This window comes from Pseudomonas sp. JUb52 (assembly GCF_004341115.1).
Taxonomy (GTDB): Bacteria; Pseudomonadota; Gammaproteobacteria; order Pseudomonadales; family Pseudomonadaceae; genus Chryseomonas; species Chryseomonas oryzihabitans.
In genome coordinates this window covers 489741-515596 of the sequence record NZ_SLYS01000002.1, presented here as the reverse complement: position 1 = coordinate 515596, position 25856 = coordinate 489741, and the positions used below count along the sequence as shown (strand labels likewise).

The 25856-nt window shown below is 66.6% G+C and carries 18 protein-coding genes and 1 pseudogene; 7 read left to right on the top strand and 12 right to left on the bottom strand.

Annotation, left to right across the window (positions count from 1 at the left end):
* Positions 1 to 160: 160 nt before the first annotated feature.
* Positions 161 to 484, bottom strand: coding sequence for a helix-turn-helix transcriptional regulator (locus EC839_RS05535; RefSeq protein ID WP_007158858.1), 324 nt, complete (start codon positions 482 to 484; stop codon positions 161 to 163).
* A gap of 92 nt (positions 485 to 576) precedes the next feature.
* On the opposite strand from EC839_RS05535, the gene EC839_RS05530 reads away from it, so the two are divergent.
* Entirely contained in the window at positions 577 to 1674 is a 1098-nt protein-coding gene (locus EC839_RS05530) for an NADH:flavin oxidoreductase/NADH oxidase (protein WP_132832440.1), read from the top strand.
* 388 nt (positions 1675 to 2062) lie between these two features.
* Here the strand turns inward: EC839_RS05530 and guaD are convergent, their stop codons facing one another.
* Genes guaD through xdhA form a run of 4 tightly spaced genes read right to left on the bottom strand, consistent with a single transcriptional unit; the run spans position 2063 to position 8056 of the window.
* Positions 2063 to 3367 carry a guanine deaminase gene (guaD, locus tag EC839_RS05525; protein WP_372237640.1) on the bottom strand — a complete coding sequence of 435 codons (1305 nt, stop codon included), beginning with the start codon at positions 3365 to 3367 and terminating at the stop codon, positions 2063 to 2065.
* Positions 3368 to 3403: 36 nt separating this feature from the next.
* Positions 3404 to 4228, bottom strand: coding sequence for a xanthine dehydrogenase accessory protein XdhC (xdhC, locus tag EC839_RS05520; RefSeq protein ID WP_132832438.1), 825 nt, complete (start codon positions 4226 to 4228; stop codon positions 3404 to 3406).
* Positions 4225 to 6624, bottom strand: coding sequence for a xanthine dehydrogenase molybdopterin binding subunit (gene xdhB, locus EC839_RS05515; protein ID WP_132832437.1), 2400 nt, complete (start codon positions 6622 to 6624; stop codon positions 4225 to 4227). Before xdhB ends, xdhC begins: the two co-directional genes overlap by 4 nt.
* On the bottom strand, positions 6617 to 8056 hold the full coding sequence (gene xdhA / locus EC839_RS05510; RefSeq protein WP_132832436.1) for a xanthine dehydrogenase small subunit: 1440 nt from the start codon (positions 8054 to 8056) through the stop codon (positions 6617 to 6619). Before xdhA ends, xdhB begins: the two co-directional genes overlap by 8 nt.
* Positions 8057 to 8371: 315 nt before the next feature.
* Between xdhA and EC839_RS05505 the strand changes: the two genes are divergently transcribed.
* Positions 8372 to 11032 (top strand): EAL domain-containing protein, encoded by a 2661-nt coding sequence (locus tag EC839_RS05505; protein WP_256680943.1) that lies wholly within the window; start codon positions 8372 to 8374, stop codon positions 11030 to 11032.
* On the opposite strand, the gene EC839_RS05500 is transcribed toward EC839_RS05505, so the two are convergent.
* Both EC839_RS05500 and EC839_RS05495 read right to left on the bottom strand, forming a co-directional pair.
* Entirely contained in the window at positions 10938 to 11570 is a 633-nt protein-coding gene (locus tag EC839_RS05500; RefSeq protein ID WP_132832435.1) for a LysE family translocator, read from the bottom strand. The two genes, EC839_RS05505 and EC839_RS05500, sit on opposite strands and share 95 nt — an antisense overlap.
* Before the next feature lie 213 nt (positions 11571 to 11783).
* Positions 11784 to 13268 carry an efflux transporter outer membrane subunit gene (locus EC839_RS05495; RefSeq protein ID WP_132832434.1) on the bottom strand — a complete coding sequence of 495 codons (1485 nt, stop codon included), beginning with the start codon at positions 13266 to 13268 and terminating at the stop codon, positions 11784 to 11786.
* 96 nt (positions 13269 to 13364) lie between these two features.
* Between EC839_RS05495 and EC839_RS05490 the strand changes: the two genes are divergently transcribed.
* The 4 genes and pseudogenes from EC839_RS05490 (at position 13365) to fabF (ending at position 19622) form a co-directional block, all read left to right on the top strand.
* On the top strand, positions 13365 to 13982 hold the full coding sequence (locus tag EC839_RS05490) for a TetR/AcrR family transcriptional regulator (protein WP_132832433.1): 618 nt from the start codon (positions 13365 to 13367) through the stop codon (positions 13980 to 13982).
* Positions 13983 to 14058: 76 nt separating this feature from the next.
* Positions 14059 to 15174: an efflux RND transporter periplasmic adaptor subunit gene (locus EC839_RS05485; RefSeq protein WP_132832432.1), complete on the top strand. Its 1116-nt coding sequence runs from the start codon at positions 14059 to 14061 to the stop codon at positions 15172 to 15174.
* A pseudogene (locus EC839_RS05480) lies at positions 15171 to 18270 on the top strand (efflux RND transporter permease subunit). The gene EC839_RS05485 and the pseudogene EC839_RS05480 overlap by 4 nt, the downstream one beginning before the upstream one ends.
* A 65-nt stretch (positions 18271 to 18335) precedes the next feature.
* On the top strand, positions 18336 to 19622 hold the full coding sequence (gene fabF, locus EC839_RS05475) for a beta-ketoacyl-ACP synthase II (RefSeq protein WP_132832431.1): 1287 nt from the start codon (positions 18336 to 18338) through the stop codon (positions 19620 to 19622).
* Between the two features lie 251 nt (positions 19623 to 19873).
* Here fabF and EC839_RS05470 read toward each other — a convergent pair whose 3' ends face one another.
* The gene (locus EC839_RS05470; protein WP_132832430.1) at positions 19874 to 20626 is read right to left on the bottom strand and encodes an SDR family NAD(P)-dependent oxidoreductase; all 753 of its coding nucleotides are present in this window, start codon (positions 20624 to 20626) and stop codon (positions 19874 to 19876) included.
* A gap of 30 nt (positions 20627 to 20656) precedes the next feature.
* Positions 20657 to 21850 (bottom strand): MFS transporter, encoded by a 1194-nt coding sequence (locus EC839_RS05465; RefSeq protein ID WP_132832429.1) that lies wholly within the window; start codon positions 21848 to 21850, stop codon positions 20657 to 20659.
* Positions 21851 to 21947: 97 nt separating this feature from the next.
* Between EC839_RS05465 and EC839_RS05460 the strand changes: the two genes are divergently transcribed.
* A complete protein-coding gene (locus EC839_RS05460) occupies positions 21948 to 22838 on the top strand; it encodes a LysR family transcriptional regulator (protein WP_165904651.1) in 891 nt (296 codons plus the stop codon).
* A gap of 165 nt (positions 22839 to 23003) precedes the next feature.
* On the opposite strand, the gene EC839_RS05455 is transcribed toward EC839_RS05460, so the two are convergent.
* The 3 genes from EC839_RS05455 to EC839_RS05445 are packed head-to-tail and all read right to left on the bottom strand — an operon-like array spanning position 23004 to position 25786.
* Positions 23004 to 23930: a sugar ABC transporter substrate-binding protein gene (locus EC839_RS05455; RefSeq protein WP_132832427.1), complete on the bottom strand. Its 927-nt coding sequence runs from the start codon at positions 23928 to 23930 to the stop codon at positions 23004 to 23006.
* A 45-nt stretch (positions 23931 to 23975) separates the two neighbouring features.
* A complete protein-coding gene (locus EC839_RS05450) occupies positions 23976 to 24764 on the bottom strand; it encodes a TIM barrel protein (RefSeq protein ID WP_132832426.1) in 789 nt (262 codons plus the stop codon).
* A 5-nt stretch (positions 24765 to 24769) separates the two neighbouring features.
* On the bottom strand, positions 24770 to 25786 hold the full coding sequence (locus EC839_RS05445; protein ID WP_132832425.1) for a Gfo/Idh/MocA family oxidoreductase: 1017 nt from the start codon (positions 25784 to 25786) through the stop codon (positions 24770 to 24772).
* Positions 25787 to 25856: the final 70 nt, after the last annotated feature.

Here is a 25856-nt window from a genome sequence, read left to right as displayed (position 1 = left end):
TGCCCGTGCCTGCTGCAACCTTCATACCGGGAAGAGCGAAAAAGATCGCCGGGAGTTCCCGGCGCCCGGACCAGCCGAAGCGGCAGCCGACGACCAGCACGGAGCTCGGGTAGGAGAGGGTGATTTCGGCCCGCGCCCGCTGCCATCCCCGGCGGGCAGATTAGTCCGGTTTGGCGACGGGATCGGAAGACTGCGCCAGGATGGCTGCCATCAGCCCGGGAAAGCGCTGATCCAGGTCTTCGCGCCGCAACTGGTTCATGTGCGTGGTACCGGCGTTGCGGGTGTGCACCAGGCCGGCGTCGCGCAGGACACGGAAATGGTGCGACATGCTGGACTTGGGACGGCCGCCGTCGAGTTCGCCACAGGTGGCCTCGGCGACCCGCGCCAGGTAGCGGACGATATCCAGGCGCACGGGATCGCTGAGCGCGTGGAACAGACGCTCAAGGGAAAATTCGTCGGGACTGGGATGTTTGAAAGGGCGCATGGGCCAATCATACACCGGGGGTTGGCGATTATGTTATGTTCGATTAATATCGAAATAACGAAACAGCATCCACCTCATTGGAGACCGCTCAGATGTCCGCATTGTTCCAACCCTTCACCCTCAAGGACGTGACGCTGCGCAACCGCATCGCCATCCCGCCCATGTGCCAGTACAGCGCCGTCGACGGCGTCATCAACGACTGGCACCAGGTCCACTATGCCGGCCTGGCTCGTGGCGGTGCGGGGTTGGTCGTCGTCGAGGCCACGGCGGTCTCGCCGGAAGGCCGCATCACTCCCGGTTGCGCCGGCATCTGGTCGGACGCCCATGCCCAGGCCTTCGTGCCGGTGGTCAAGGCGATCAAGGCCGCCGGTTCGGTGCCGGGTATCCAGATCGCCCACGCCGGTCGCAAGGCCAGCGCCAACCGACCCTGGGAAGGTGACGACCATATCGCCGCCGACGACGCCCGCGGCTGGGACACCATCGCCCCGTCCGCCGTGGCTTTTGGCGCCAACCTGCCCAAGGTTCCCAAGGCCATGACTCTGGACGACATCGCCCGCGTCCGTCAGGACTTCGTTGATGCCGCCAAGCGGGCCTATGAAGCTGGCTTCGAGTGGCTGGAACTGCACTTCGCCCACGGCTATCTGGCTCAGAGCTTCTTCTCGGTGCATTCCAACCAGCGCGACGATCAGTACGGTGGCGATCTCGCCGGCCGCAGCCGCTTCCTGCTGGAAACCCTGGCCGAGGTGCGCAAGGTCTGGCCGGAGCACCTGCCGCTGACCGCGCGTTTTGGCGTTATCGAATACGATGGTCGCGATGAAGAGACCCTGGCCGAATCCATCGAGCTGGCCCAGGGCTTCAAGCGCGAAGGCCTGGACCTGCTGAGCGTCAGCATCGGCTTCTCCACCCCGACCGCCAACATCCCCTGGGGCTCGGGCCTGCTGGCGCCCATCACCGAGCAGGTGCGCAAGGCGACCGGCCTCAAGGTGGCCTCGGCCTGGAACATCGACACCCCGGCCCTCGCCAACCAGGTGGTGGCCGACGAGCAGCTGGATCTGGTGATGGTGGGGCGTGCCCACCTGGCCGATCCGCACTGGCCTTACTATGCGGCCAAGGCCCTGGGCGTCGACAAGCCGTCCTGGGTACTGCCGGCGCCCTACGCCCACTGGCTGGAGCGCTATCGCACCAGCTGAGTCGGCTCAGGCTGAAACTGAAAACCGCCCCTCGGGGCGGTTTTTTGTGGGCTTCGGATTAGGGGGCAGTGCCTTTGTCGGGCTTCGCTACGCGCAAACCAACCTACGTTGATGGGTAGATTGGGTTGAGGCGGCTCCTTCGGCGAAGCCCAACAGACCTGGGCCTCCTGGCGCCGCCCTTGGCCCACCCGTGGAAAACGCTGCGCGGTTTTCCAGGCTACCGGATTAAGGCTCGATCGGGCGCGGTCGCTTGGGGTCCGCTGGCTTCGCCCTTGGTCCTGGAACAGCGCCGGGAATGGGCAAGTAGGGTGGATAACGGCGCAGCCTTATCCACCTTCGCCACGAGCCTGCCAGCGGAAAACGCTGCGCGGTTTTCCACGCTACGGTGTCAGGCGTCGCGGCTGTGTACCCTGCGACCTGCGGCATGGGTCTCACGCACCACGCGGTCGTCGCCCAGCGTGGTGAGGACGAACAGGGTTTCCTCCAGGCTCCTGGACTGTTGCAGGCGGTAGTCGAGCAGCGGGGTGGCCTTGAGATCGAGCACCACGAAGTCGGCGTCGTGGCCAGGAGCCAGGCTGCCGATGCGATCGTCCAGGCGCAGGGCGCGGGCGCCGCCAAGGGTGGCCAGGTACAGCGACTTGAAGGGATGCAGGCGATGACCGCGCAACTGTTGCACCTTGTAGGCCTCGCCGAGGGTCTGCAGCAGCGAGAAGCTGGTGCCGGCGCCGACGTCGGTGCCGAGACCGACATTGACCTTGAAGGCTTCCATCCGCTCGAGATCGAACAACCCGCTGCCCAGGAAGAGGTTGGAGGTGGGGCAGTGGGCCACCGCCGAGCCGGTGTCGTGCAGGCGCTGGCATTCGGCGTCGCAGAGGTGGATGCCGTGGGCGAACACCGAGCGCGGACCGAGCAGCTGGAAGTGATCGTAGACGTCCAGGTAGTTGCTCCGCTCCGGGAATAGCGCCTTGACCCAGTCGATCTCCTTGAGGTTCTCGGAGAGGTGGGTGTGCAGGTAGACGTCCGAGTGCTCGGCCAGCAGGCGACCGGCGGCTGCCAGTTGTTCCGGCGTGCTGGTCGGCGCGAAGCGCGGGGTGACCGCATAGTGCAACCGGCCCTTGCCGTGCCAGCGCTGGATCAGCGCCTTGCTGTCGGTGTAGGCGGACTCGGCGGTGTCCTGCAGATAGTCCGGGGCGTTGCGGTCCATCAGCACCTTGCCGGCGATCATGCGCAGGTCGAGGCGTTCGGCGACCTGGAAGAAGGCATCCACCGACTGCGGATGGACGCTGCCGAACACCAGGGCGGTGGTGGTGCCGTTGCGCAGCAGTTCGCCGACGAAGACCTCAGCCACCTCGGCGGCCTTGGCCGGATCGGCGAAGGCGCCCTCGGTGGGAAAGGTGTAGGTGTCCAGCCAGTCCAGCAGCTGTTCGGCGTAGCTGGCGATCATGCCGGTCTGCGGATAGTGGATGTGGGTGTCGATGAAGCCGGGGGTGATCAGCGCATGGGGGTGCTCGATCACCGGGGTTCCGGTGGGCAGGGTGGGCAGCAGCTCGGCGGCCGGACCCATGGCCTGGATGCGGCCGTCCGCGACCAGCAGCAGGCCGTCGGCGTGGTATTCGTAGGAGGCGTCCAGACCCACCTCGGCCGGGTCGGCGAGGCTGTGGAGCAGGGCGGCGCGATGGGCGATGGCAGTCATAACGATCTCTGAAAGGCGAAGCGGCGAAAGAGGGGGTCAGCTGGGCACGGCATTGACCAGGCGCAGTGGCTGGTCCGCCGGCTGGGCCTGGCGGCCGTAGTGGACGATGACCTCGCCGGCCACGGCGATGGCGATCTCCAGCGGCAGCTTGCCCTGGACCTCGGGCAGGCCCAGCGGGCAGCGCACCGTGGCCAGGCGCTCGGCGCCGTGGCCACGCGCCGCCAGGCGGTGACGGAATTTGGCCCACTTGGTCCGGGAGCCGATCAGGCCGAAATAGCCATGGTCGCCGCGGGCGAGGATGGCATCGGTCAGCTCCAGGTCCAGGGGGTGATTATGGGTCATGACGATGTAGTAGGCACCCGCCGGCATCCGGGCGATCTCGTCGACCGGCTCCTCGGTGAGGACCTTTTCCACACCGGCGGGAAGCACGGCGGGAAATTCCTGGGGCCGGGAGTCGACCCAGCGCACCGCGCAGGGCAGGCCGGCCAGCAGGGGCACCAGGGCGCGGGCGACATGGCCGGCACCGAAGACGATCACCGGTACATCCTGGACCAATTGCGGTTCGAACAGCAGGGTGGTGACGCCGCCGCAGCACTGGCCGAGGCTGGCGGCCAGGGAGAAGCGCTCCAGGCGTGGCTGACGGACGCCGGCAGCGAGCATTTCCCGGGCGATCTCCACCGCGCGGTATTCCAGGTGGCCGCCACCGATGGTCAGGTGCTGTTCCTCGCGTCCCACCAGCATCTTGGTGCCGGCGTCGCGGGGGGTGGAGCCCTGGTCATCGGCCACGGTGATCAGCACGCAGGGTTCGCCGCGTGCCTCAAAGTCGGCGAGCAGGGCCAGCCAGCCGCGTTTGGTGTTCATGCCGGCTCCTCCGTGGCGGGGACCGGGGCGGCCTGCAGCTCGGCGGCCAGGCGGCGCATCCGCTCCACGCCCCAGAGCACTCGCTCCGGGGTAGCTGGAGCGTCCAGCGCCGGATGGAAGCGATAGTCCGCCACGCTGGCCACGGCGTCCTGCAGGGCGCACCACACCGAGATGCCGAGCATGAAGGGCGGCTCGCCCACGGCCTTGGAGTGGAACACCGTGGCCTCGGGATTCTGCCGATTCTCCACCAGGCGCACGCGCAGATCCGGTGGCACGTCGCTTACCGCCGGAATCTTGTAGGTGGAGGGACCGGCGGTGAGCAGCTTGCCGGCGTCGTTCCACACCAGTTCTTCCATGGTCAGCCAGCCCAGGCCCTGGACGAAGCCGCCTTCCACCTGGCCGATGTCGATGGCCGGATTCAGGGAGGCGCCGACGTCGTGGAGGATGTCGGTGCGCAGCAGTCGGTATTCGCCGGTGAGGGTGTCGATCAGCACCTCGGAGCAGGCGGCGCCGAAGGCGTAGTAGTAGAAGGGCCGGCCGCGGGCCTGGTCGCGATCGTAATGGATCTTGGGCGTGCGGTAGTAGCCGGTGCTGGACAGCGACACCTGGCCGACATAGGCCAGCTGGATCAGCTCCTCGAAGCTCAGCAGGCGATCGCGCAACCTGACGTGGCCGTTGCGGAAGTCGACTTCTTCGGGCCCGACGTGGAAGTGCCGACTGGCGAAGTCGATCAGCCGGTCCTTGATGGTCTGGGCGGCGTTCTGCGCGGCCTTGCCATTGAGGTCGGTGCCGCTGGAAGCGGCAGTGGGCGAGGTGTTGGGCACCTTGTCGGTGTTGGTCGCGGTGATCTGGATGCGGGCTATGTCGACCTGGAAGACCTCGGCCACCACCTGGGCGACCTTGGTGTTGAGTCCCTGGCCCATCTCGGTGCCGCCATGGTTCAGGTGGATGCTGCCATCGGTGTAGACGTTGACCAGGGCGCCGCCCTGGTTGAGGAAGGACGAGGTGAAGGAGATGCCGAATTTCACTGGGGTCAGGGCCAGGCCCTTCTTCAGTACCGGACTGTTCCGGTTGAAGTCGCGGATGGTCTCGCGGCGGGCCTGGTAGTCGCTGCTGGCCGCGAGGTCCGCGGTCATCTCGTCGAGCAGGTTGTCTTCCACCACCTGGTGGTAGTGGGTGACGTTGCGCGTCTCCTTGCCATAGTAGTTGCGCCGCCGTACTTCCAGCGGATCGAGGCCGCGATGGCGGGCGATGGCGTCCATGACGTTCTCGATAGCCAGCATGCCCTGGGGACCGCCGAAACCACGGTACGCGGTATTGGACGCCAGGTGGGTCTTGCATCTGTGGCCAGTGATCTGGGCGTTGCCGAGGAAGTAGGCGTTGTCGGCATGGAACATGGCGCGGTCGATGATGGCGTTGGAGAGGTCGGGCGAATAGCCGCAGTTGCCCGCCAGTTCGAAGCGGATGCCCAGCAGCCGGCCATCATCGTCGAAGCCGACGTCGTACTCGACGTGAAAGGGATGGCGCTTGCCGGTCATGTGCATGTCTTCGAACCGCGGCAGGCGCATCTTTACCGGACGCCCGGTGAGATGGGCGAAGACCGCGCAGAGCGCCGCCGGCATCCCGGCCTGGCTTTCCTTGCCGCCGAAGCCACCGCCCATGCGTCTCATGTCGACGGTGACCCTATTCATGGAGACGCCCAGCACCTCGGCCACCTGCTTCTGCACCTCGGTGGGATTCTGGGTCGAGGAATAGACCAGCATGCCGCCGTCCTCGGTGGGCATCACCGAGGCCACCTGGGTTTCCAGGTAGAAGTGCTCCTGGCCACCGATGGCCAGCTCGCCCTGCAGACGGTGGGGCGCGGCGGCCAGGGCGGCGGCCGCGTCACCGATCTGGTGGCTGTGGCTGGGCAAGATGAAGTGCTCGCGTTTAAGCGCTTCCTTGACGTCGAGGATGGCCTCCAGCGGCTCGTATTCGACGAGGGCGGCCTGGGCGGCGCGGCGGGCGGCCTCCAGACTGGTGGCGGCGACCGCCAGCACCGGCTGGCCCAGGTACTGCACCTCGCCATCGGCCAGCAGCGGATCGCCTGGCAAAACGGCGCCGATGTCGAGCTGGCCCGGTACGTCGGCGGCGGTGATGGCTAGGGCCACGCCGGGAATCCCGTAGCAGGGCGCGAGATCGATGCGCTTGATCCGCGCATGGGCGTGCTCGCTCATCCGCGCATAGACGTGCAGCTGGTTGGGGAATTCCAGGCGATCGTCGATGTAGAGGGCCTCGCCGCTGACATGCTTGGCGGCGCTCTCATGCTTGAGCGGCTTGCCGACGCCGGTGGCCAGTCCGGCGGCGAAGGCCGCGGCCATTTCTTCGGGGGTGCGAATGGGGAGGGTGCTAGACATGGGCGGTGACCCTCGTGGCGAGCGTGGGCTGGGTGGTCTCCAGGTGACATTTGCGCAGCAGGTTCTGCGCCGTCAGCAAACGATATTCGCGGCTGGCGCGAAAATCCGACAGCGGGGCGAAATCCTCGGCCAGGGCCTGAACGGCGCGCTCGATGGAAGAGGCGTCCCAGGGCTGGCCCAGCAGCGCCTGCTCGCAGTGGGCGGCGCGCTTTGGCGTGGCCGCCATGCCGCCATAGGCGATGCGTACCGCCGCGACACGACCCCCGTCGAGTTCCAGGGCGAAGGCGGCGCAGACCGCGGAGATGTCGTCGTCGAGGCGCTTGGACACCTTGAAGGCACGGAAGACCAGGCCCTCACGCGCCCGCGGCACCCGTACCGCCTGGATGAATTCACCCGGCGCCAGGGCGGTCTTGCGATAGTCGAGGAAGAAGTCGTCCAGCGGCAGTTCGCGCAGGCCTTCGCCCTGGCGCAACAGCACGCTGGCACCGAGGGCCAGGAGCAATGGCGGACTGTCGCCGATGGGCGAGGCGTTGCCGATGTTGCCGCCCAGGGTGCCCTGGTTGCGGATCTGCAGGGAGGCGAAGCGCTGCAGCAGGGCGCCGAAGTCCGGGTAGTCGGCGGCGAGGGCAGCAGCACAGTCGGCCAGCGGGGTGGCGGCGCCGATCTCGATAAGGTCGGCGCTGACGTTCACACCGCGTAGCTCGGGCAGGTTGCCCAGGTAGATCAGGGTCTCCAGGCGGCGATGGTTCTGGGTCACCTCAAGGGCCAGGTCGGTCCCGCCGGCCAAGAGCCGGGCCGCGGGATGGGCCTGGTAGAGGGTGGCGAGCTCGCCCAGGGTGGTGGGGCTATGACTGCGCCGACCGGCCCCTTCGAGGCGGGTCTCGGGCTGCGGCGCCAGGGCTTGCAGGCGCTCCAAGGTCTGTAGCTCGCGGGCATCGAACTGGTCCGGCTGGCGCTGGGCGCAGGCCTGTTCGGCCGCGGCCAGGATTGGCCGGTAGCCGGTGCAGCGGCAGAGATTGCCGGCCAGGGCCTCGTGGGTCGCGGCGTCATCGGGCGCGGCCACGTTCTTCTGCAAGGCGAACAGCGACATGACGAAACCCGGGGTGCAGTAGCCGCACTGGGAACCGTGGCAGTCGACCATGGCCTGCTGCACGCTGTGCAGGCGGCCCTGGTGCCTGAGGTCCTCCACGCTGATCAGCTGCCGGCCATCCAGGGCCGCGACAAAGGTCAGGCAGCTGTTGACCGTGCGATAGCGCAACCGGTCGCCGTCGGGTTCGGCCAGCACCACGGTGCAGGCGCCACAGTCGCCGGAGGCACAGCCTTCCTTGGTGCCGGTCTTGCCACAGCGCTCGCGCAGGTACTGCAGCACGGTAAGGTTGGGATCGAGCTGGTCTTCAACGCGCAGCTCCTGGTCCAGCAGAAACCTGATCACGGCCGCTCTCCAACTGGTCTCGAATGCCTTGATGGTGGGTAAAGCTGACCGATAGGTCAACATTTGCCCGGGGGAATGGCGGCGCTCTGTCGTTTTTGAGCAAGAGGGCCAGCAAAGGCTGCGCGTTCTTGGCGCGTCGAGCGCCGCCGTGCTCATGGATGGTGCAAATCTGGCCGCTCTAGCCAGGGTTTCTGCGGAATATTTATGCCGGCGCTTCAAGGCTGCTACGGCTATGCCGATATAAAAAGCAGACGATTACAGCTTTATCGCTGAACGTCCGCCGCCCCGTTCAATCCGTTGCATCAGGTCGCTTCCGTGCCTACCCAACTCAATCGTGTCGCCCGTCAGGCTTCCCTCGGCTTCTTCGCCCTGGTCACCCTCATCTTTGCCCTGGCAGGGTGGATGCTGTTCGATCTGTGCGCGCGCATCGACGAGCAGCAACGCCATCACAGCGAGGCGGATGCCCAGCGGGCACTGGAGATGCGGCTGGACAGACTGGGCCGGGTGCTGACCGATTACTCCTTCTGGCTGGAGGCCTATGCGCGGACCAGCAAGAAGGTGGACGTCAACTGGGCCTACGAGGAGGACAACGTCGGGCCGTCCCTCTACAGCGGCTACGGGGTGAATGGCGCCTTCATCCTGGCGCCCAATGGGGTCACCCGCTATTCCGTGGTCGGTGGCGGTCGCAGCAAGATGCAACTGGACACCTGGCTCGGCGACGACCAGACGGCGCTGCTGGCCCAGGCGCGGGAGCGGTCGCCCAAGGATGGCTATGCCCAGGGCTATTTTCTCATCGATGGCCAGCCGGCCAGCGTACTGGCCGCGGTCATCCGCCCGGATGCCACCTACCAGGACTTCAAGCGGCTGTCCTATATGGTTTTCGTCGACATCCTCACACCGGACAAGCTCGCCCAGCTCGGCCAGACCTTCGAATTGCACAATCTGACCGCGCAGCCGGGCGAACCCCCTGTCGCCTCGCAGCGGGCGACGCTGGTTGTGAGATCAGATCCAGGTATCGCCGTGACCTTCAACTGGACCGTCCATGGCATGGGTCAGCGGCTCCTGGCGCAATTCCTGCCATTGCTGGCAGTGATGTGCGGCCTGGCCTTGCTGATGGTCTGGTATCTGCGCCGGCGGGTCGGTTTGGCGGCTCTGCAGACGGACGTGGCCGAAGATGCCCTGAGGCACAGCGAGCAGCGCTTTCGCACCGTTTCCGAGGCCTCGTCCGACTGGATCTGGGAGACCGACGCCGAACAGCGGCTGGTCTATCTCTCGGAGCGTTTCGTGGCGGTGACCGGCTTCAGTCGGGAGGACTGGCTGGGCCGCCCGTTGCACGAGCTGCTGGGCTATGCGCCGAGCCAGGTCGAGGAGGTGGCGCGGACGCCGCTGGCGGCCGGCCGCAGCCGGCGTCCGCTGCCCTGCGAGATGCGCGACGCCCAGGCCAAGCTCAGGTACTGCCAGCTCTCGGCGCAGCCCATCATCAGTGGTGGCTTGCTGGCGGGCTTTCGCGGCACCGTGTGCGACGTGACCGAGGAGATCGAGGCCAAGGCCCGCATCGAACACATCAGCCAGCACGATGCCCTCACCGGACTGGCCAACCGTCATCAGCTGCACCGCTACCTGGCGCAGCGCTTTGCCGAGAACGTCAATGCCAGCCAGCCGCTGCATCTGCTGGCCCTCGACCTGGACCGCTTCAAGCCGGTCAACGACTCCCTCGGCCATGGGGCGGGCGACCAGGTGCTCTGCCAGGTCGCCCGGGAGTTGCGCGCCAGCGTCCGGGAGGGGGATCTGGTCGCGCGCATCGGCGGCGATGAATTCCTGATCGCGGTGAACGGCTGCCTGAGCGCCGAGCAGGTGAGCCTGCTCTGCAACCGCATGCTGGAAGGCATCGGCCGGACCATGCGCATCCACGAGCATGACATCAATATCGGCGCGAGCATCGGCATCGCCCAGGCCCCTCAGGATGGCCACAGCGCCGAGGATCTGCTGCGCTATGCGGATATCGCCCTGTACGAAGCCAAGGCCGCCGGACGCAACACCCTGAGATTCTATGAGCCCACCATGAACCAGCGCATCCTCGAACGGCGCCAGCTGGAGACCGAGTTGCGCCTGGGGTTGCAGCGGCTGGAGTTCGAGCTGGATTTCCAGCCGCGGTTCGACGCCAGCAGCCAGCGCCTGCTGGGCGCCGAGGCCCTGGTGCGCTGGGACCATCCCGCTCGCGGGCGCCTGGCACCTGCCGAGTTCATCGGGGTGGCGGAGGAGACCGGACTGATCCTCGGCCTGAGCGACTGGGTGCTGCAGGAGGCCTGCAGCCAGGCGCTGCTCTGGGAGCCGGAGCTGATCGTGTCCATCAACCTGTCGCCGCTGGAGTTCCAGCGCGACGACCTGGTCGCGCGGGTCCGCAAGGTGCTCGAGCGCACCGGCATCGATCCGGCGCGGGTCGAGCTGGAGCTGACCGAGAACGTCCTGCTGGACGACGCCGCGGGCGCCCTGGAGCTGATGAAGAAGCTCAAGGCGCTAGGGGTACGGCTGTCCATGGACGACTTCGGCACCGGCTATTCCTCACTGAGCTATCTGCGCACCTATCCCTTCGATTGCCTGAAGATCGATCGCAGCTTCGTCTCCAACATCGAGGTGAGCGAGAGCAACGCGGCCATCGTCGAGGCCATCGTCAGCATGGGAAAGGCGCTGTCGCTCACGGTGGTGGCCGAGGGCATCGAGACCGCCGGCCAATTGGCGCGCATTGCCGATCTCAGGTGCGACCAGGCCCAGGGGTTCCACCTGCAGCGACCGCTGTCCCAGGCGCGTTTCGCCGCCTTGCGACAGGAGCGGTCACGGCCGCGGCAAGCGTCCAACGACGCCAGTCGCACCCTGGTCGCCACTAGGCACCAGGAGAACCCGGGGCCGCACCCAGCAGCAGCGCGGCGAACAGCAGAAAGAGTCCGCCCGCCGCCTGGTTCAGGCGCGCGAGGGTAGAACCCGCGGTCAGGCGGGTACTCAAGGCTGCCGCAGCCCCGGCGTAGCTGCAGTGAATGAGGAGGCTCGACAGGCAGAAGGTCGTCACCAGCAGCACCAGCTGTGGCAGCACCGGGCGGTCGGCCTGGATGAAGGGCGGAAACAGCGCCAGAAAGAAGATGATCAGCTTGGGGTTGGTGAGGGACACCAGCAGCCCTTGGCGGAGACGTTTGGCAGCGCCGATCGCCGGCCGGGTCTTGCCGGTCCACTGGCCTGAGAGCGAGCCCTGGCGTAGGCGACTCAGACCCAGCCAGCCCAGATAGAGCGCGCCGAGCAGTTGCAGCCCCTGCAGCGCCCGCGGCGAACTGCTCATTTGGGCGCCGAGCGCGGTGCTCGCCAGAATGGCTACCAGCAGGATGCCCAGCATCACACCGAGGATGCCTGGCAGGGCGCCGCGCCACTGCAGCAGCAGGGCGTTGTTGACCGTGAGCAGCACGCCCGGACCGGGACTGGCAATGGTGAGGCCGCACAGCAGCAGGTAGAGGGCCAAGGTGTCCATGGCATGTCCGAGAGATTTGGCAGGCGGTCCCGTTGCCCAGGCGCGGAGCCGAGCCTGGGCCGGTCCCTCAGTGTGACCCGGAGCGCCAGGACGATCGCGGTGCAGAGTCTGGGTTTTTTGACCAGACAGCTCGGCCGCGGGTGAGCCAATCCTGTTTGAGTCGGATCGTTGTCCGACCCAGACCGCAGTGATCGGAATGCGCTATCGAATCCGTCATTCAGCGGGCGCCAGGGTTGACGGCGCGCTGGCCTGCAGGGCAACCGGCGCCGCGGCCGAGGCTTCCCAACCGCCGCCCAAAGCCTTGAAGGTCGCCACGGCAGCCTTGGCGGTTGCCGTCTGTGCCTGGGCCCGTGCATCGGCAGTGCGCAGCAGACGCTCATCCGCCTGCAGCACCTCCACCAGATTGACCACACCCCTGCGGTAGGCGAGGGCAGAGGCCTGGCGTGCTTGAGCGAGAGAGCGCTCGCTGGAGGCGAGTAGCGAGGCTTGCTCTTCGCGTCTCAGCTGACCGGTCAGCGCACCTTCGACATCCTCGGTAGCGCGCAATACGGCCAGCCGGTATGCCGCCAGCAATTCCGCATCTCGGCCCTTGGCCGCCTGGATCCGGGCATCGATGCGACCGAAGTCGAACAGCCGCCAGCGTACGCCGAGGGTCCCCAGGGCCTGGTTGGCGTCGTGGCTGAACAGGTTACCGCTCGAAATCGAGGTGGCACTACCCAGCAGGGCACTCAGGGTGAAACTGGGGTAATACTCCGCAACCGCTACGCCGATTCGCGCATTGGCCGCAGCCAGTCGACGCTCCGCCGCCATCAGATCGGGACGCCGCCGGAGCAGGTCGGCGGGATTGCCTGCGGTTTCGATACGCGGCGCCGCCGGGATGGGCGCCACCCTGGCCAGTGCTGTGCGATAGGTGCCAGGCGGCTTCGCCAACATGACATCGAGGGCATTCAGCGCCCGTTCGAGCGCGTCTTGCAGGACCGGTATCGAGGCCTGCACCTCCGCCAGGCCACCGGCGGCTTGGTGAAGCTCTCGTTCGGTCGCCAACCCCTTGCCATTCAGGAGCCTGACCATCGACAGCAGCCCCTGTTGGGTATCGACCTGACGCCGTGCGATCGCCAGGCGGGTCTGCAGACCGCGTACGTCGAGGTACAGATCGGCCGTCTGGGACGCCACCGCCAGGCGTGCGGCACTGGCGCCGGCCAAGGTGGCCTGGTAGTCGGCCTGAGCAGCTTCGCGACCTCGGCGCAGGCCGCCAAATACGTCCAGCTCCCAGCTCGCGCCGAGATTGGCCTCATAGGAAGAGCCGCTCCTGTCGTAGCCGGGCGATGAATCGAGGACCCGTCCAAGCGGTGTTTCCAGCGACTGATAGGCACGACCGGCCTGGCCACCGAAATCGCCTACCGGCAACAGCGTGGCTTTGGCCGCTGTCACGCCGGCGCGCGCCTGGGTAATGCGTGCGTCGGCCTGGGTCAGGTCGAGATTTTGCGCAAGAGCCTGCTCTACCAGGCGACTCAGGAGCGGATCGTCGAAACGGTCCCACCAGCCAGCAAGCGCCTGATCGGCCAGCGGCGCAGCGGCCGGCTGCTGCTGGAAGGCTGCCGGTAAGGCGACTACCGGGGCGTGGTAGTCGGGCCCGACTGTGCAGCCGCTCGCCAGGGTGGCGCTGGTGAGCAGAATAATCTGGAGTCTGGAGCGCATGGGCTTTTATCCTGAGCAACGCCTAACGGTTATAGTGACCATTATGTATATTGGTCACCTTCCGTTTCATTTTGCAACTGTTGGAACGCCCATCCCATGACTACCGAATCCGTTTCATCCGGCCAGGCCCGCGGACCGGCCGAGCACGACGTCCGCCACCAGATCATGGTGGCAGCTAAAGAACACTTCAGCCGCTACGGGTACGAGAAGACCACGGTGTCCGAACTCGCCAGGAGCATCGGGTTTTCCAAGGCCTACATCTACAAATTCTTCGACTCGAAGCAGGCGATCGGCGAGGCCATCTGTGCGGATTGCCTGAGCGGTATCGAGGCAGTGGCCAGGGCCGCAGTGGCCTCGACTACCCAACCGCCCGAGAAGCTTAGAAGGCTATTCCAGAGCCTGCCAATGGCGACATTGCAGCTGTTTTCAGACGATCGAAAGCTGTACGAAATCGCCATTTCCGCGGTGTCGGGTCGCTGGCCGGCCACGATCGGCTACGAAGCTCGGGTGCAGGAGCTCCTCAAGGAGATCCTGGTGCAAGGCCGCTGGGAGGGACAATTCGAACGCAAGACGCCGATCGACGATGTGACCTTGGCGACCTATCTCGTATTGCGACCCTACCTGAATCCGCTGCTGCTCCAGCACAGCTTCGAGCATTTCGACGTCGCTCCTGCCCAGTTGGCGAACCTGGTGCTGCGGAGCCTCGCACCCTAAATCGATTTGTGACTATTGACTAAAATAGTCACTCGTATCACATTGCGCGCTCTGCTGGCATCCTCTCGGAGCTTTCATGTTCGCGCGCCGTCCGCTCTCCACCGCTGTGGTGGCTACAGTCCTTTCGCTGTCCCTTGGCGGGTGCAACGCCCCTTCCCAAGGCGATCCCCGTACGCAGGCGCCTTTGGTGCGAGCCGCAGTGGCGGAGCCCGCCGAGAACGCTAGCCGCACCTTTACCGGTGTCGTCGCCGCGCGGATCCAGAGCGATCTGGGCTTTCGTGTGCCAGGCAAGGTCGCCGAACGTCTGGTGGACATCGGGGAAACCGTCAAGCGCGGGCAGCCGCTGCTGAAGCTCGATCCCATCGATCTGCAGCTGGCCCTGCAGGCTCAGCGCGAAGCCGTGGCAGCTGCGCAGGCGCGGGCGCGCCAGACGGCAGACGATGAGGCGCGCTATCGAGATCTGCGAGGCACGGGGGCGATTTCGGTCTCTGGCTACGATCAGATCAAGGCCGCTGCGGATACCGCCAGGGCCCAGCTCAAGGCTGCCGAAGCCCAGGCCGAAGTCGCGCTCAACGCCAGCCGCTATGCCGTCCTGGTGACCGATGCGGATGGCACCGTGGTCGACACCCTGGCCGAGCCCGGGCAGGTCGTAGCGGCAGGACAGAGCGTGGTGCGCCTGGCCCGCGCGGGTGCCCGCGAGGTCGTCGTCCAGCTACCGGAAACCTTGCGTCCAGCGCTTGGCTCACCTGCACAAGCCAGCCGTCTGGGTGGTGCTCAACAGCCGGGACCGGCACGGCTGCGGCAGTTGTCGGATAGCACCGACCGGGAGACGCGTACCTTCGAGGCGCGCTATGTGCTCGAAGGGGCGCTGGCCAGCGCTCCCCTGGGCACAACGGTGACACTGCGCATTCCGGAAGACACCGTGCAGCGGGCGAACGCCTTGAAGGTGCCGTTGGGGGCGCTGTACGACGCGGGCAAGGGCGCGGGGGTCTGGCGTATCCAGGGCTCGCCCGAGCAGGTTGCCTGGGTGCCCGTGCGGGTCCGTCAGGTGGCGGATGACACCGCTCTGGTAGAGGGGCCGCTGCAGCGGGGCGACAGGGTCGTAGCCCTCGGCGTTCATCTGCTCCACGACGGCCAAACGATCCGCCTGGCCACAGATGCCAATGGTGCCCTGGAAGGAAAGCAGCCGTGAGCGACAGCCGATTCAATCTGTCGGCGCTGGCCGTCCGCGAGCGCTCCATCACCCTGTTTCTGATCCTGCTGATCTCGGTCGGCGGGGTGCTGGCCTTCTTCAAACTAGGCCGGGCTGAAGATCCAGCCTTTACCGTCAAGGTCATGACCATCATCACGGCCTGGCCGGGTGCCACGGCGCAGGAGATGCAGGATCAGGTCGCCGAGAAGCTGGAAAAGCGCCTGCAGGAATTGCGCTGGTACGATCGTTCCGAAACCTATACCCGTCCGGGCCTGGCCTTCACCACCCTGACGCTGCTCGACAGCACGCCGCCCGCCGAGGTGCCGGAGGAGTTCTACCAGGCGCGCAAGAAGATCGGTGACGAAGCCAAGGCCTTGCCCGCCGGAGTCATTGGGCCAATGGTCAACGATGAGTACGCCGACGTCACCTTCGCGCTCTTCGCGCTGAAGGCCCGGGGTGAGCCACAGCGGTTGCTGGCGCGCGAGGCGGAGACGCTGCGCCAGCGTCTGCTGCATGTGCCGGGGGTCAAGAAGGTCAACATCCTGGGCGAGCAGACCGAGCGCATCCATGTGGAGTTTTCCCACGATCGCCTGGCGACCCTGGGGGTAGCACCGCAAGACATCTTCGCCGCGCTCAATGCCCAGAATGTCCTGACCCCCCGCGGGTTCCATCGAAACCCGCGGCCCCGAGGTGTTTGTCCGTCTCGACGGCGCCTTCGACCAGCTCGATGCCATTCGCGACACCCCGGTGATCGTCAAAGGCCGTACCTTCAAGCTGGCGGACATCGCCACGGTGAAGCGTGGCTATGAGGACCCGGCCACCTTCGTCATCCGCAGCGGTGGCGAGCCGGCGCTCTTGCTGGGCATCGTCATGCGCGACGGCTGGAATGGCCTGGATCTCGGCAAGTCACTCGAAAGCGAAGTCGGCGCCATAAACGCCGAGATGCCACTGGGCATGAGCCTGACCAAGGTGACCGATCAGGCGGTCAACATCGCCTCGTCGGTCGATGAGTTCATGGTCAAGTTCTTCGTCGCCCTGCTGGTGGTGATGGTGGTGTGCTTCGTCAGCATGGGCTGGCGCGTGGGCATCGTCGTGGCCGCTGCGGTGCCCCTGACACTGGCCGCGGTCTTCCTGATCATGGCCGCGACGGGCAAGAATTTCGATCGCATCACCCTGGGCTCGTTGATCCTGGCCCTGGGCCTGCTGGTGGACGATGCCATCATCGCCATCGAGATGATGGTGGTGAAGATGGAGGAGGGCTATAGCCGGATCAAGGCGTCGGCCTATGCCTGGAGCCACACCGCCGCCCCCATGCTGGCCGGCACCCTGGTAACGGCCGTGGGCTTCATGCCCAATGGCTTCGCCCAGTCCGCTGCGGGCGAATACACCAGCAACATGTTCTGGATCGTCGGTATCGCGCTGATCACCTCCTGGGTCGTGGCGGTGGTGTTCACGCCCTACCTGGGCGTCAAGCTGCTGCCGGAAACCAGGACCGTCGAAGGCGGGCACACCGCGCTCTACGACACGCCACGCTACAACCGCTTTCGCCGAGTGCTCGGCCAGGTGATCGCGCGCAAGTGGCTGGTCGCGTTGCTGGTAATAGCCCTGTTCGTCGGCGCCATCCTGGGCATGGCGGTCGTCAAGAAGCAGTTCTTCCCCATCTCCGATCGTCCCGAGGTGATGGTGGAGGTGCAGATGCCCTATGGCACCTCGATCACCGAGACCGAGCGGGCGACGGCCAAGGTCGAGGCCTGGCTCGCCCAGCAGGACGATGCCCGAATCGTGACCTCGTACATCGGGCAGGGTGCGCCGCGCTTCTTCCTGGCGATGAGCCCGGAACTGCCGGATCCGTCCTTCGCCAAGATCATCATCCGCACCGACAACCCCGAGGCCCGCGAAGCGCTCAAGGTGCGCCTGCGCGAGGCCATCGCCGCCGGGCTTGCGCCGGAGGCGCGGCTGCGGGTCACCCAGCTGGTGTTCGGGCCCTATTCGCCGTTCCCGGTCGCCTACCGGGTCAGCGGCCCCGATCCGCAGGTGCTGCGTCGGGTGGCGGGGGAGGTGGAGGAGGTGATGCGTGCCAGTCCGATGATGCGCACCGTCAACACCGACTGGGGCACCCGTACGCCGGTGCTGCGCTTCAAGCTGCAGCAGGATCGCCTGCAAGCGATAGGGCTGAGTTCCAACGCCGTGGCACAGCAGCTGCAATTCCTCCTCAGTGGCGTGCCGGTGACGGCGGTCCGCGAAGATATCCGCACCGTCCAGGTGGTGGCCCGCGCGGCGGGCGACGTTCGCCTCGACCCCGCGCGGCTGGGTGATCTCACCCTGGTCGGCGCTCAGGGGCAGCGTATTCCGCTGTCGCAGGTGGGCGACGTGGAGGTGCAGATGGAAGAGCCCCTCATGCGGCGGCGTGACCGGGTGCCCACCATCACCGTGCGCGGCGACATAGCCGAGGAGCTGCAGCCGCCGGACGTATCCACTGCCGTGCTCGAGCAACTCCAGCCGATCATCGATCGCCTGCCGGCGGGCTATCGAATCGTGCAGGCGGGCGCCATCGAGGAATCGGGCAAGGCGCTGGCGGCGATGCTGCCGATCTTCCCGCTGATGATCGCGCTGACGCTGCTCATCATCATCCTGCAGGTGCGCTCAATGGCCGCGATGATCATGGTCTTCATGACCAGCCCGCTGGGGCTGATCGGGGTCGTGCCAACGCTGATCCTCTTTCAGCAACCCTTCGGTATCAACGCCCTGGTCGGACTGATCGCGCTCTCGGGCATCCTGATGCGCAACACCCTGATCCTGATCGGGCAGATCCACCAGAACGAGCAGGACGGCCTGCCACCCTTCCAGGCGGTGGTCGAGGCGACCGTGCAGCGCGCAAGGCCGGTGATCCTCACGGCACTGGCGGCCGTGCTGGCCTTCATCCCGCTTACCCATTCCGTGTTCTGGGGCACCCTGGCCTACACCCTCATCGGCGGCACCCTCGCAGGCACCGTGCTCACGCTCGTATTCCTGCCGGCCATGTACGCCATCTGGTTCCGCATCAGGCTACCCGCCCGCAGTGATCCCCGGTCCTCCGACCTGGCAATCGCACCGTGATCGGACGCGAACAAGACTCGAGGTCGCTCGCAGGCGCCTCGTCCATCGAGAAAAGAGGTAAGGCAATGCAAGGCAACGACAGAACACGCATCGTGGTGACCGGTATGGGCACGGTCAGTCCCCTGGGCTATGGCACCGACGCCGTCTGGGCGCGGCTGCTGGCCGGTCGCTCGGGACTGAGCCTGTTGCCGGCCGAGGTCAGCGACGGGGTGGGCAGTCTCATCGCCGGTCAGGTCCCCGACCGCGCCGAAGATCCGGAAGCGGGCTACGACCCCTTGGTGGCCATCGCCGCCAAGGACCTGAAGAAGATGGATCGCTTCATCGAGTTCGCCCTGGTGGCGGCCCGGGAAGCGCTCGACCAGGCCGGCTGGCAGCCGACCAGCGAGGCGCAACGGGAGCGGACGGCGACCATCATCGCCTCTGGTGTCGGCGGTTTCGGCGCCATCGCCGAGGCGGTGCGGACCACCGACGCCCGTGGCCCACGGCGGCTCTCGCCGTTCACCGCACCCTCGTTCCTGGCCAACATGGCGGCAGGCAACGTCTCCATCCAGTACGGCTTGCGCGGTCCGCTGGGCGCGCCCATCACCGCCTGCGCCGCCGGTGTCCAGGCCATCGGCGATGCCGCCCGGCTGATTCGCAGTGGCGAAGCCGACATCGCCCTCTGCGGGGGCGCCGAGGCCGCCATCAACCGCGTCAGCCTGGGCAGCTTCGCCGTCGCCCGGGCGCTGTCCACGGGATTCAACGAGCGTCCGCAGGAGGCTTCGCGTCCCTTCGACAGTGATCGCGACGGCTTCGTCATGGCCGAAGGCGCGGGGCTGCTGGTGATCGAGACCCTGGCGCACGCCCTGGCACGGGGCGCCACACCCCTGGCCGAACTAGTGGGCTACGGTACCAGCGCCGATGCCTACCATCTCACCGCCGGCCCGGAAGATGGCAGCGGTGCCCGCCGCGCCATGACCCAGGCGCTGCGCCAGGCCGGTATCGACGCGACCCAGGTCCAGCACATCAACGCCCACGCCACCTCCACCCAGGTGGGCGACAAGGGTGAGCTGGCGGCCATCCGGGCGGTCTTCGGCGATAGCTCTCCGGTGGCCATCACCTCGACCAAGTCCAGTACGGGACATCTGCTAGGCGCTGCCGGGGGTATCGAAGCCATCTTCACGGTACTCGCCCTGCGCGACCAGATCGTGCCGCCGACTCTGAACCTGCACCACCCGGATCCGGCTGCCGAAGGCCTGAACCTCGTCGCCCTGCAGGCACGGCAACTACCGATTGAGTACGCGCTGTCGAATGGCTTCGGTTTCGGTGGGGTCAACGCCAGCGTGTTGTTCAAGCGCTGGACCGGGGCCTAGGCCCTCGCGCAGTCTTGGGGCTCGACGCAGCGGTAGGAACGGCGTTTCCCTGCGCCTGTTTCGGATACGGATTGAGCCCACCGGGAAGAGCCCTTTCTCTTCCCTTTTTTATCCCAAAGCGGGTGGCCGGACGCAGATGAGCAGGCGCCCGTGGCGGCCTTAGGCGAGTCATCCTCCGCTACGTCGCCCGCTCGACGCCTGTCCGACATCCTCATCCACCCGGGCGGCCATTCAGGGGCACCGAAAGCCCCCTAGAACGAGTAGTAGCGCATGCCGCCGTCCACGGTGGTCACCGAGCCGGTCACGTAGCGCGCCCGCGGGGATACCAGGAAGGCCGCCATGTTGGCCACGTCCTGGGGTTCGCCGAAGTCGCCGAGCGAGATGTGTGCCTGGGCGTACTCCTTGCGAGCGTCACCGGGGAACAGGCGACGGATTTGCGCGGTATCGAGCAGGCCCGGCTGGAGGGCATTCACGGTGACGCCGTACTTCCCCAGCTGATTGGACAGCCCCTTGGACCAGACGGCCATGGCCGCCTTCGCGACCGACCCGGCGTTGACGACGGGGGCTTCATAGGTGCCGGTGATATTCAAGATGGCACCTTGCTTGCGCTCGATGAATTGGGGGATCAGGTGCTGGGTCAGTTGGCGATGGCGATCGAAGTTGAGCGTCATCGTCTCCTCCCACACCGAATCTTCACCGATCATGTCGATCGGACGACTGCCGCCGGCATTGTTGACGAGGATGTCGATATGCCTCATTTCCCCGAGCGCCTGAACGGCGATGTTCCTGGCCGCATCGACGTCCAGAAAATCCTGGATGAAGGTGACGATCGGCGCCGAGCCTTCGGCTGCGGCTTTACGGACCAGGCTGGCCAGCCGCTCCTCACTGCGTGCGGTGGCAAACACCCTGACGCCTTCCCGGGCGAGTTCGAGGGCGATCGCGCGCCCCAGACCTTGGCTCGCGCCGGTGACAACGGCGGTCTTGCCTTGCAAGTGCAGATCCATACGTACTCCTGTTAGGTCGAAAGATGATCGTCAGCGACGCGATCGAGTCGGCCGCCGCCTTTCCACAAGCGGGGTTGCGATCGCACAGGCCCCGATCAGAACGCCTGCGCCCAGGCACGCCAGGGCGATGCCGCCGTGGCCGATGGCCCAGCCACCCAGAAGCGCACCCAGGCCAATACCGGCATTGGCTGCCGAGATGTTGAGCGTTCCGGCCAGCGCCTTGCCGGTGGTCGCCGCATTCATGACGCGAATCTGCGACAGCGGGAACAGCGCCGTATGGGCGATGCCCCAGACGACCAGGGTCGCGACGAAGGGAAGCGGCTGCTCCGCGACGAAGGGCGCCGATACCACGCCGACCGCCAACAGCGTGCAGAACAGCACGCTCGCTTGCCGCTCGTGCCTGTCCACCAGGCGACCGGCGAGGTAGTTGCCGACCAGGCCGACGGTGCCGAAGCCCATCAACCACCAGCCGACGTGGGCGGCCGGAACGTCCGCGGAACGCTCGAGCAGGTCGGCGAGATAGGTGTAGGCCGCGAACATGGCCGTGAAGATCGCCAGCGACAGGCCCAGGTTGGCCAGGAAGAAGCCGCTTTTGAACAGGGATACCTGGGACTTCAGGTTCTGCCGCGCACCCGCCGGGATCCGCGGCAGGGCGATGAGGAGCAGGGGAATCATGCCCAGGGACAGTGCCGCCAGGACCCAGAAGGCGCCACGCCAGCCGATGGCATTCCCCAGGACCGTGCCCAGGGGAATGCCGAAGAGCAGCGCTGCGGTCACGCCGAAATAGACGTGGGCCACCGCCTTGCCGGCATTTTCCCGGGATACGAGCTGTCCGGCGGATTCGCTGCCGATGCCCCAGAAGACCGGTACGAGCGCTGCCGGGATCACCCGTGCCACCACGAGCGCCCAGTAGCTGGGTGCCAGTGCGGCGGCGGCGTTGCACAGGGCGAAGGCCAGCGCCATGGCGACGAACAGCCGGCGGCGCTCGTAGCGTGACAACCAGGCGGTCATGAACGGGCCGGCGAGGGCAATGGTGAAGGCGAAGAGCGTCACCAACTGGCCAGCCATGGCCACTGAGATACCAAGATCCCTCGCCAGGGCGGGCAGCAGGCCCACGATGATGAACTCGGTGGTGACGATCACGAAGGCGGCCAGTGTCAGCGCGAAGATCGCCCAGCGGCCGGGCGGCCTGGTGGCTGGGTGCGGGATAGATTCGTTCGACATGGCGGCTCGTCCGGAGATAACGAATCGAATGGTAAATTCGCTGGATCGCGGGCACTATCCGGCCTGAATGACTGGCTGTGTAACGAATTTCGTTGGAATGAATCTCAAAGACCTGGACGTGTTCGTCAATGTCGTCGCGGTAGGCAGCCTGGCCGGAGCTGGGCGGCGCCTGGGCGTCAGCGCCATGGCGATTTCACGATCCCTGGCCGCCCTGGAAACCGAATTGGGCGTTCGCCTGATGCACCGCACGACGCGCTCGATTTCACTGACACCGGAAGGGGAGGTCTTCCTCGGCCATGCCCGTGCCTTGCTGGCTCTGGGCGAAGCCGCCCGGAGCAGCGTCACCACCGATCCGGAGATCGCCTCCGGAACCCTGAAGGCGACCTGTCCCCACCTCTTCGGCCGCGCCGTGTTGGTGCCGCTGCTCGGCGAACTGCAGCGCCGACAGCCGCCTTTGCAGGTGGAGCTCATTCTCAGCGACGAGCTGATCGACATCGTCGAGCAGGGAATCGACGTCGCGATTCGCCTGGCGCATCCCAAGGATTCGCGCCTGGTGGGGCGAAAGCTTTCGGACAATCCCCGCGCCTTGTACGCGGCACCCGCCTACCTGGACCGGCACGGGGCACCCAGCGCGCTTGGCGATCTCTCCCAGCACCAGGGCTTGCGCTCGCTGGCCATGACGTCCTGGCCCTTCATGGTCGGGGACGAGCTGCGCCTGATCCCCATCCCCGGACGTTTCGCCTGTAGCAGTGCGGAAGGGGTGAAGGAGGCCTGCCTGCAGGGGATGGGGCTGGCGATGTTGAGCTACTGGGACGTCGAGGCGGAAGTGGCGACGGGCCGCTTGCTACCTCTACCCCTTGCGGATGCCGAAGCCCAGAACCTGCCGATCTGGGCACTCATGCCTTCGTCCAGAAACGTGCCCACGCGCGTGCGCCTGCTCATCGACGAACTGCGGCAGCGCTTGCGGATCGCCCCGAGCGCAGGCTGAAGTCGTTGGCGCGAGGAGGCGGCAGCCAATCCCGCGTTGGGTACCTGCCAGCGAAGCACGAACCGCCTGCCGGATGGCCACCCCTGCAGTCGGCGCCGATCCTGACCGAGCGGGCGGCGCTGCTGGGCCAGCCAGCCACGATTCAGGCAGCGAGGGGCTCGCGATCTATTTGAAGCGTGCCGCGTAGCTCGCCAGGTTTTCGGCGGTGATCAGCTCGTACGGCACCCAGATATCCGCCTGGACCGGTTCCTTGCGGATCATCTTGAGCGCGGCTTGAACCGCCTGCATGGCCTGGCCTCGAGGGTCCTGGAACACCGAGGCGGCCAGCAGCCCGCGCTTGATGGCCGCCTGACCGTCGGGTAGACCATCCACGCCCACCACCGGAATCCGACCTTTGCCCATTCCGGCCTGTTGCAGCGCCATGGCGGCGCCGATGGCCATCTCGTCGTTGTTGGCGACAATGGCGTCGAAGCGGGTCCCGGCGGTCAGCCAGTTGCTGGTCAGGTCCATGCCCTTGCTGCGATCCCAATCGGCGTTCTGCTGGGCGACCACCTTGATGTCGGGATAGGCCTTGAGCGCTTCCTTGAGACCCTCGGAGCGGCCACGGGTGGCGTTCTGGGTCAGCTCCCCCATGATCAGGGCGATGCTGCCCTTGCCGTTCAATTGCTTGGCGATGAACTGCCCCTGCAACTGCCCGGCCTGCAGGTCGTCCGAGGCCACGGCGACCACCCCGGCGGGCAGCTTGGGATCGTCCGGGCGCCGGTTGACGTACACCAGCGGAACCTTGGCCGTGGTGGCGGCGCGAGTGATGTTGACGGTGGCGGCGGTGTCCACCGGCAGCACGATCACGGCGTCCACGTTCTGCGCCAGGAAGCTCTGCACCTGGTTCAGCTGGCGGACGACGTCGCCCTGGGCATCCTCGAATTGCAGGCTGATCTTTTCCGCCTTGCCAGCCTCTTCCAGATTGCGGCGGACATAGGTCATGAAGTTGTCGTCGACCTTGGCGATGCTGACCCCGATACGGTAGTCGGCGAGGGCCAGGGGTGTCAGGGCGAAGGCGAAGGCGGCGCACAGCAAGTTGCGAAGCAGCATGTTCGGTTCCTCTTGTTGTTATGCGAGCAGAAACACCGATCGGGATTACAGGGTGAAAGCCGTTCTGAAGCGCTCCAGCGCGCGTTCGGTATTGCCTTCTGCAGCCCAGCCTTCGAGGCCGACCACGCCGCGATAGCCGAGCCTGGCGAGCGCCCGGGCGATGGCCGGGTAGTGAATCTCGCCGGTCCCCGGCTCGCAGCGTCCGGGGACGTCGGCGACCTGGATCTCGCCAATGGCCGGTCCGGCCCGGCGGATCAGCTCGATCAGGTTCCCTTCGCCGATCTGGGCATGGTAGAGGTCCAGGTTGAGCTGCAGATGGGGACTGGCGACCGCCTCGATCAGGGCCAGGGTGTCTTCGGCGCGGGCGAAGGGCACGCCGGGATGGTCCATGGCGGTATTGAGGTTCTCCAGCAGGAAGACCCGGCCTGCGGATTCGCCCAGGCGGGCGATCCCGGCAAGGGTGTCGCGCGCCGCCAGCCAGTGCTGGCCGCTCGCCACGGCCAGCGGCTTGACCGGCAGGCCGCGCGGATCCAGGCCGGTGCCGTGCAGGTTGAGCGAGGGGCACCCCAGGCGCTCGGCCACGGCCAGGGATTCCCGAGCACTGGCGAGCAGGGCGGCACGGCCTTCGGCGCTGACCAGGTCGCCCGAGACATAGCCGGTCATGGAGGTGAAGCGCGCGCCGGTGGCGGCCAGGGCATCGATGTCGTGGTGCGTCCAGTCCCAGATCTCCACGGCGAAGCCCAGGGCGTGCAGGCGGCGGACCCGCTCGACGAAGGGCAGGTCGAGAAAGACCATTTCGGCGCTGACGGCCAGGACGAATGGCGATGAGGTCATTGGCTTCACTCCGCGACGGTGACTGGCTGGCCGGTTTGCACCGATTCGATGGCCGCCAGGGCAATGGCCAGCGCCGCCCGGGCGTCGTTGCCGCCCACCGGCACCGGGGTACCCTCGCGCACAGCATCGATGAAGGCGCGCAGCTCGGCCAGATAGGCGTCACGCAGCAACTCGGCGTCGGAGCGCTGGGTGGTCTGGCTGATACCTTCGGCGCCGTAGCAGACCAGCTCGCTGGTCCGGGCATCCCCGGCGGTCAGCATCCCCGCGCTGCCGAACACCTCGCCGCGCACGTCGTAGCCGTACACCGCCTGGAAGTTGGCCTCGGCGGTGGCGATGGCACCGTTGTCGTAGCGGATGGTCACCACGGCGGTGTCCAGCAATCCGCGGTCACGGAAATCGGGGCGCACCAGGGCGTCGGCGACCGCGTACACCTGGGTCGCCCGGGCGCCCGGATTGAAGAAGTTGAGGGTGTCGAAGTCGTGGATCAGGGTTTCCAGGAAGATGGTCCAGGGCTTCACCGCCGCCGGGTTATGGAGCGCCGGATCGCGGGTGAGGGAGCGCAGCAGCTGGGGGGTGCCAACGCGTCCCTGGGTGATCAGCTCACGAGCGGTTCGGAAGCTGGTGGCGAAACGCCGGTTGAAGCCCACCTGCAGGGCGACGCCTGCTGTAGCGCAGGCGGCGATGGCTCGGTCGGCCTCTTCCAGGGTCACGGCCATGGGCTTTTCGCAGAACACCGGCTTGCCGGCCCGGGCGGCGGCCACCACCAGCTCGGCATGGCTGCGAGCCGGGGCTACGATGACCACGGCCTCCACGGTGGGATCCTCGATCAGCGCCTGGGGATCGGTGTGGATGTGGGCGACGTCTAGAGTCTCGCCGAGCCGTATCGCGGCGCCGGGCGCCGGATCGGCGAGGGCGACCAGCCGCGCGCCATGCAGGTGCCGGGCGAGGGCGGTGGCATGGAAGGTACCCATGCGACCGGTACCGATGAGGCCGAGGGAGAGGGGGGTCTTAGTCTGCGGCATGAGGCGTCCTGTTGTGGTTGTTATAGGCGTGGGCGATGAACCCGTGAGGGTCTGAGCAACCGCCATGCCA

What these genes read in the sequence shown, in the direction of transcription:
- EC839_RS05535 (WP_007158858.1), bottom strand. Translation starts at nt 484, where the DNA reads ATGCGCCCTTTCAAACATCCCAGTCCCGACGAATTTTCCCTTGAGCGT.
- EC839_RS05530 (WP_132832440.1), top strand. Translation starts at nt 577, where the DNA reads ATGTCCGCATTGTTCCAACCCTTCACCCTCAAGGACGTGACGCTGCGC.
- guaD (WP_372237640.1), bottom strand. Translation starts at nt 3,367, where the DNA reads ATGACTGCCATCGCCCATCGCGCCGCCCTGCTCCACAGCCTCGCCGAC.
- xdhC (WP_132832438.1), bottom strand. Translation starts at nt 4,228, where the DNA reads ATGAACACCAAACGCGGCTGGCTGGCCCTGCTCGCCGACTTTGAGGCA.
- xdhB (WP_132832437.1), bottom strand. Translation starts at nt 6,624, where the DNA reads ATGTCTAGCACCCTCCCCATTCGCACCCCCGAAGAAATGGCCGCGGCC.
- EC839_RS05500 (WP_132832435.1), bottom strand. Translation starts at nt 11,570, where the DNA reads ATGGACACCTTGGCCCTCTACCTGCTGCTGTGCGGCCTCACCATTGCC.
- EC839_RS05495 (WP_132832434.1), bottom strand. Translation starts at nt 13,268, where the DNA reads ATGCGCTCCAGACTCCAGATTATTCTGCTCACCAGCGCCACCCTGGCG.
- EC839_RS05490 (WP_132832433.1), top strand. Translation starts at nt 13,365, where the DNA reads ATGACTACCGAATCCGTTTCATCCGGCCAGGCCCGCGGACCGGCCGAG.
- EC839_RS05485 (WP_132832432.1), top strand. Translation starts at nt 14,059, where the DNA reads ATGTTCGCGCGCCGTCCGCTCTCCACCGCTGTGGTGGCTACAGTCCTT.
- fabF (WP_132832431.1), top strand. Translation starts at nt 18,336, where the DNA reads ATGCAAGGCAACGACAGAACACGCATCGTGGTGACCGGTATGGGCACG.
- EC839_RS05470 (WP_132832430.1), bottom strand. Translation starts at nt 20,626, where the DNA reads ATGGATCTGCACTTGCAAGGCAAGACCGCCGTTGTCACCGGCGCGAGC.
- EC839_RS05465 (WP_132832429.1), bottom strand. Translation starts at nt 21,850, where the DNA reads ATGTCGAACGAATCTATCCCGCACCCAGCCACCAGGCCGCCCGGCCGC.
- EC839_RS05460 (WP_165904651.1), top strand. Translation starts at nt 21,948, where the DNA reads ATGAATCTCAAAGACCTGGACGTGTTCGTCAATGTCGTCGCGGTAGGC.
- EC839_RS05455 (WP_132832427.1), bottom strand. Translation starts at nt 23,930, where the DNA reads ATGCTGCTTCGCAACTTGCTGTGCGCCGCCTTCGCCTTCGCCCTGACA.
- EC839_RS05450 (WP_132832426.1), bottom strand. Translation starts at nt 24,764, where the DNA reads ATGACCTCATCGCCATTCGTCCTGGCCGTCAGCGCCGAAATGGTCTTT.
- EC839_RS05445 (WP_132832425.1), bottom strand. Translation starts at nt 25,786, where the DNA reads ATGCCGCAGACTAAGACCCCCCTCTCCCTCGGCCTCATCGGTACCGGT.